This is a genomic window from Streptosporangium minutum (assembly GCF_002149035.1).
Classification (GTDB): domain Bacteria; phylum Actinomycetota; class Actinomycetes; order Streptosporangiales; family Streptosporangiaceae; genus Streptosporangium; species Streptosporangium minutum.
On the sequence record NZ_NGFP01000467.1, the window covers coordinates 1 to 2509 of the forward strand.

The following is a 2509-nucleotide window of genomic DNA, read 5'->3' on the forward strand; positions in this document are numbered from 1 at the left end:
ATCGTCAAGATCCTCGGTGGCAACGTCCTGCGGCTGTTCCGCGCCGAGCTGGGCAGGCCGGCATGAATCTGCGCCTGATGCTTGAGGACCTGGAGGAGCTCGTCTCGTGCGAGTCGTTCTCCGCCGACCACGAGGCGGTGGCCCGCAGCGCCCGGGTGGTCGCCGACCAGGGGTTCAGGAGGCTCGGCGCGCGCCCCGAGACGATCGTGATCGACGGGGTCACCCACCTGCGGTGGACCTTCGGCACGCCCCGGGTCCTGCTGGTCGGCCACCACGACACCGTCTGGCCGATCGGGACGCTGGCCGACCACCCCTGGTCGCTGGTGGACGGGATCGCCCGCGGGCCCGGCGTGTTCGACATGAAGGCCGGGCTGGTGCAGGCCTTCCACGCGCTGGCCGCGCTGCCGTCGCCGGAGGGGGTGTGCGTGCTGGTCACCGGGGACGAGGAGGTCGGCTCGCTGTCCTCACGCGCGCTGATCGAGGAGTCGGCGCGCGGCTGCGCGGCCGCGTTCGTGCTGGAGGCGAGCGCCGACGGCGGAGCGCTCAAGACCGCCCGCAAGGGCACCTCCGACTACGCGGTCACCGTCCACGGCAGGGCCGCGCACGCGGGCCTGGAGCCCGAGAAGGGGGCGAACGCCGCCATCGAGCTGGCCCACCAGATCCTCGCGCTCAGCGAGATCGCCGGCCAGGTGAACGGTGGCCGTCCGGGCGTGACGGCGGAGACGTCAGCCGCCCCGGCGGGCGGACCGGCCGTCCTCCCTGCCCTGCGGCCGGGCTCCGCGACACCGGGGACGTCGTCCGCCGCGACGGCGCCCGGCGGAGCGGGCAGCCTGGGCCCGGCCACCGTCACGCCCACGGTGCTGTCGGCGGGGACCACGACCAACACCGTGCCCGCGCTGGCCCGCGTGGCGGTGGACGTGCGGGTGCCCACCCTCGCGGCACAGGAGCGGGTGGACGAGCTGATGAGGGCCCTGTCCCCCCGGATCCCGGGGACCCGGCTGGAGGTGAGCGGCGGGCCGAACCGCCCTCCCCTGGAGGAGACCTCCTCGGCCGAGCTGTTCGCCCTCGCCCAGCGGATCGCCGCCGGCCTCGGACTCGCCCCCCTCTCCGGCGTCGGCGTGGGCGGAGCCTCCGACGGCAACTACACCGCCGGCGCCGGCTGCCCTACCCTCGACGGGCTCGGCGCGGTGGGCGGCGGCGCCCATGCCGTCAGCGAGCACGTGGTCGTGGCCGAGATGCCCGACCGTACGGCGCTGCTGACCGGCCTGATCCGGGCGGTGCTCGAATGAGCGGCACCCCTGATCGGCCCGCTCCGGGCGGTGCCCGGGTGAACGGCGTGGAGCTGCGCGAACTGCACTCCATCGAGGAACTGAAGGAGGTCTTCCGGCTGTTCGACGACATCTGGCACCCCGCCCCGGGCAGCGCGCCCATCACCGTCGAGCTCATGCGGGCGCTGTCACACGCGGGCAACTACGTGGCCGGGGCCTACCGGGGCGACCGCCTGGTCGGCGCGTCGGTCGGTTTCCTGGCGGCGCCGGTCGGGCGGGTGCTGCACTCCCACGTCACCGGCGCCGCCACCGGACGCGGGATCGGCTTCGCCCTCAAACTGCACCAGCGCGCCTGGGCGCTGGAGCGCGGCCTGGAGCGCATCACCTGGACCTACGACCCCCTGGTACGGCGCAATGCCCACTTCAACCTGGTCAAACTCGGCGCGCTGCCCGAGGAGTACCTGCCGTCCTTCTACGGCCCCATGGCAGACGCGATCAACACCGGCGACGAGTCCGACCGGATGCTCGCCGTCTGGCGGCTGTCACAGCCACGGGTGCTGGCCGCCGTACAAGGCGAGCCGCACCGGCCGCCGACCCCACCGCAGGCGGTCACCGCCCTGGCCGAACGCGACGGCCGCCCGCTCACCGGCCCCACCGACGCCCGCACGCTCCTGGTCGCCGTCCCCGCCGACATCGAGACACTGCGCCGCGCCGACCCCGGCGCGGCCAGGGCATGGCGCCACGCCCTACGCGACGTGCTCGGCGCACTGATGCGGGAAGGGGCCCGCGTGACCGGGTTCACCGGCCAGGGCCACTACATCGTGGAACGGACCGCCTGATCGGCTTCATCGGCGAAGCCCGCGGCGAAAGGCCCGGCACGGACCGTGAGACCACCTCGAGCGGGCCGCCCTGCCTGCGGAGCGCTCGGAAGGACGCGGCGCGAGCCGCGCGACAACCTGTACGGGCCGCCTGACCGGCGGCACTATCGGAGGGAGACGGGCGGAAGCCGCCCACCATCATGAAGATCACTGGAATCGAACTGCGGCGGATCGCGATGCCGCTGGTCGCCCCCTTCCGCACCTCGTTCGGCACCGAGACCGAACGCGACATCCTGCTCCTGCGCGTCGTCACCCCCGACGCCGAGGGCTGGGCCGAGTGCGTGGCCATGAGCGACCCGCTCTACTCCCCCGAATACGTCGACGGCGCCACCGACGTACTGCGCCGCTTCCTCATCCCCGCCC

2 protein-coding genes and 1 pseudogene are annotated in these 2509 nt (G+C 74.0%); all 3 read left to right on the top strand.

Going from position 1 to position 2509, the window contains the following annotated elements; translation table 11 throughout:
• The first annotated feature begins 62 nt into the window (after positions 1-62).
• On the top strand, positions 63-1289 hold the full coding sequence (locus CA984_RS43650) for a M20 family metallopeptidase (protein ID WP_086579123.1): 1227 nt from the start codon (positions 63-65) through the stop codon (positions 1287-1289).
• Complete coding sequence (locus tag CA984_RS43655; protein ID WP_086579124.1) at positions 1286-2107, top strand: GNAT family N-acetyltransferase; 822 nt, start codon at positions 1286-1288, stop codon at positions 2105-2107. Before CA984_RS43650 ends, CA984_RS43655 begins: the two co-directional genes overlap by 4 nt.
• A gap of 179 nt (positions 2108-2286) precedes the next feature.
• Positions 2287-2509: pseudogene (locus CA984_RS43660) on the top strand (o-succinylbenzoate synthase); the annotation flags it as partial.